General features: G+C 71.4%; 3 protein-coding genes. All 3 read right to left on the bottom strand.

Annotation, left to right across the window (positions count from 1 at the left end; all coding sequences use genetic code 11):
- Positions 1-2 precede the first annotated feature (2 nt).
- The 3 genes from CP970_RS09615 to CP970_RS09625 all read right to left on the bottom strand — a co-directional run bounded on the left by CP970_RS09615 (position 3) and on the right by CP970_RS09625 (position 3,327).
- Positions 3-1,316, bottom strand: a complete 1,314-nt coding sequence (locus tag CP970_RS09615) for a M20 metallopeptidase family protein (protein ID WP_055543450.1) — start codon at positions 1,314-1,316, stop codon at positions 3-5.
- Between the two features lie 164 nt (positions 1,317-1,480).
- The gene (locus CP970_RS09620) at positions 1,481-2,512 is read right to left on the bottom strand and encodes a MupA/Atu3671 family FMN-dependent luciferase-like monooxygenase (protein ID WP_055543449.1); all 1,032 of its coding nucleotides are present in this window, start codon (positions 2,510-2,512) and stop codon (positions 1,481-1,483) included.
- 2 nt (positions 2,513-2,514) lie between these two features.
- Entirely contained in the window at positions 2,515-3,327 is an 813-nt protein-coding gene (locus CP970_RS09625) for an alpha/beta fold hydrolase (protein WP_055543448.1), read from the bottom strand.
- Between the last annotated feature and the right edge of the window lie 39 nt (positions 3,328-3,366).

Here is a 3,366-nt window from a genome sequence, read left to right on the forward strand (position 1 = left end):
GGTCAGGCCTTCGCCCGCGCCGCGAGCCACCCCGCCATCGCCCGGACACCGACGCCGATGGCCTTGGTGTCGGGGTCGAAGGTGCCGTAGTGCGGGACCCCCTCGGCGATGTCGGTCCCCGGCCGCCGTACGCCGAGGAAGGAGTACGTGCCCGGGATCCGGTCCAGGAACAGCGCGTAGTCCTCGCCGTTGAACGGGAAGGCGGCATGCATGACGGTCACCCCGTCCGGGCCCAGGACACGGCGCAGGTGCCGCCCCAGAGCGAGTGCGTCGCGCTCGGGGCAGACCAGGGCGGGGAAGGGCTCCCGGTCGAAGTCGACCACGGCACCCTCGTACTTCTTGGCCAGCCCCCGGACGGCCTCGCGCACCTCGACGTAACGCTCCTCGGGCCAGCAGCGGTACCACACGGAGACCGTGACCTGCCCCGTGTCCTCGGCCTTCGCCGCCCCGGCCTGGACGGTGACGAACCTGGCCAGCGGCCCGTCCTTGATCTGTACGTCAGCGACCATCTTCTCCAGACCGGCGGACGTCTCCGGGGGCGCGACGGTGCTGAGTCCCGTGATCTCGGCGGCGAGCCGCTCGGCCCGCGCGAGCGCGTCGGCGCCGTTCACCTTGATGACGGTCCCGTCCTGCCCGGGCAGCCCGCTGCCGGGGGTCACGGCGAACTGCCCCACGGGGAAGGGCCCGCAGTGCAGGGCGTGGATCTCCTCGGGCGCGTAATCTCGCAGCACACCGGCATCGATCATCGCGCGAGCCCCCTCAAGGGCCTCTTCCCCCGGCTGGAAGAAGAAGACGACGGTGCCGCTGAGGCGGTGCCGCAACCGCGCGAGGGTCTGCGCGACGCCGACGCCGACGGCGGTGTGGATGTCATGCCCACAGGCGTGGGCGGGCTGGGTGGCCTCGGGGAAGATCCCCTCCGGCGGCACGGCGTCCATGTCGGCGCGGTAGGCGACGGTACGCCCGGGCCGTGCGCCCTTCAGCACGCCGACGACGCCGAAGCCGCCGACCCCGGTGGTCACTTCGAGCCCGGCGGCGCGCAGCAGGTGCGCGACGATCCGGGAGGTGGCGACCTCGCCCGCGGAGGTCTCGCTCTTCGCCGTCTCCGGATGGGCGTGCAGGTCGCGCCGCAGTTCGACGAGGCCGCTCTCGACGCGCCGGACGACGGCGTCGATCGCACGCTGGTCAAGGGGCCCGCGCTGCTTGCCCACGTCCCCCGCGGCGGCGGTCCCGGCGGGCACGACGGCACCGACACCGGCTGCGGCGGTACCGCCGAGCAGGGTGCGGCGGTTGAGGACGGGCTTGTTCGGACGGGTCATTGTTCCCCCAGGAGGCCGGTGCGGGGGCAGGGCTGAGCGCGCTCCCCCCGTTCAACTCACGGCAAGTGAATCAAAAACCCCAGAGGTTGACTCAACTAACTCTGCCCACAAGGGAAATGAGGGAGGAGACTCCGCATCGCCGCCACGGCATCGGGGATGACCCCTCAGTCCGCCTGGACGGCGCGCCGCACCTGGTCGAGGTAGGGCAGCGCGTCCAGCGTCACACGGCCCGGCGCGCCGAAGTCGATCAGCGAGGCCACCTCGGTGACGCCCGCGTCCCGCAGGTTCCGTACGAACTCGGTGCACTTCTCGACCGAGCCGAGCAGCGCCGACGTACGGAAGTAGCGCTCGAAGGCGTAGCTCAGGAGCTTCTCGCCGGAGAACTTGTTGAGGTCCTGCCAGTGGTCCTTCCACAGGTCCACGGAGGATTCCAGGTACTCCAGGAAGGGTTCGCGCACGGTCTCGCGGACCGCCTCGTCGCTCTCCCCCACGAAGGTGTGCACCATGACGGTGACCTTGCCGGTGTCGGGGTCGAGGCCCGCCTTCTCGCGTGCCTCGCGGTACGCGGTGATGCGCGGCTGGAGGTCCTCCACGCGCTGGAAGAGCAGCGCGGTCAGGACGTTGAGGCCGAGCGCGCCCGCCTCGGCGAAGCCCGCCGGGTTGGACGCGCAGGTGAGCCACATGTCCAGGTCCGGCTGGACGGGGCGCGGGTAGGTGCCGACCTCGACGTCGGCGCCCTTGCCGTTGCGACGGGTGACGGTCTTGCCCGCCCACAGGTCGCGCAGGACCGGCACGTTGTCCATGGTGTACGACCTGCGGTCCTCGTAGCGCTCGGGCACCAGCGTGAAGTCGTTGGCGTTCCAGCCGGTGGCCAGGGCCAGGTCGACGCGGCCGCGCGAGAGGTTGTCGACGAACGCCCAGTCCTCGACGACGGTCAGCGGGTCGTGCAGCGGGAGCACGACGCTGCCCGCGCGCAGCCGCAGCCTGCTGGTCCGCGTGGCGAGCGCGGCCGCGGCGAGCGCCGGGTTGGGGTAGGCGCCGCCGAAGGGGTGGAAGTGCCGCTCGGGCAGCCACACCGCGGTGAAGTCGTGCTCGTCGGCGAACCGGGCCGCGTCGAAGAGCAGGTCGTACTCGGCGGGCGGGTCGTCGACCTTGCGGTTGGCGAAGTACAACAGGCTGAAGTCCATGGTTCCCATGGTCAGTTCACCGTCCCGAAGAACTCGATGACACGCTTGTTGACCTCTTCGGGCCGTTCCAGATAGCCGTAGTGGCCGCAGTCGGGCACCACGTCGAAGCTCGCGCCGGGTATCGCCTCCGCGACCTCGCGGCAGAGCGTCGGCGGGGTGAGCAGGTCGTCCTGGAAGGCGACGACGAGGCAGGGCACCGCGATGTCCCGGTAGGCCGCGAGGCGGTTCTGCTCGGAGTTGAGGCCGAGCTGGGCCCGGTGGCCAGGGCCCGAACGGCGGGTCAGCTCGAAGACGTCGAGCCAGTCGCGGACCTGCTCGGGGTCGTTCAGGGTGCGCGGCGAGAGGTTCTGCATGGCCTGGACGGCCGCTTCGTACGCGGCGGGCAACTGGGCCCCCGAGTCGTGCAGTTCGACCTCGGCGCGGCCGAGCGCGGCGCGCAGCGCGTCGGCGCGGCCACGCGTCGCGAGCAGCACGGCGCGCTCGATCAGGCCGGGGCGCGCGAGCATCAGTTCCTGCGCGACGCGCGCGCCGAGCGAGGTGCCGACGAGCTTGCAGGGCCCGATGCCGAGCGCCTCGATGAGCCCGGCCGTGTCACCGACGAGGTCGTCGATGGTGAATCCCTCGCCGCACTCGTCGGTCGGCGGGATGCCGCGGTTGTCGAAGGTGATGACCCGGTATCCGGCGGCGGTGAGCGCGGGCACCTGGTGCAGGTGCCAGGCCCTGCCGCCGGATCCGCTGCCCATGACGAGCAGTACGGGCGGGCCCGAACTCGGCCCTGACTCCTCGTAGTTGAGATTGATGCCGTTCACCTTGATGAGAGGCATGACGTCGTCCTTCTGGTGCGCTGGTGCGGGGCGGGCGGT

The sequence above is a fragment of the Streptomyces kanamyceticus genome, from assembly GCF_008704495.1.
GTDB classification, from domain to species: domain Bacteria; phylum Actinomycetota; class Actinomycetes; order Streptomycetales; family Streptomycetaceae; genus Streptomyces; species Streptomyces kanamyceticus.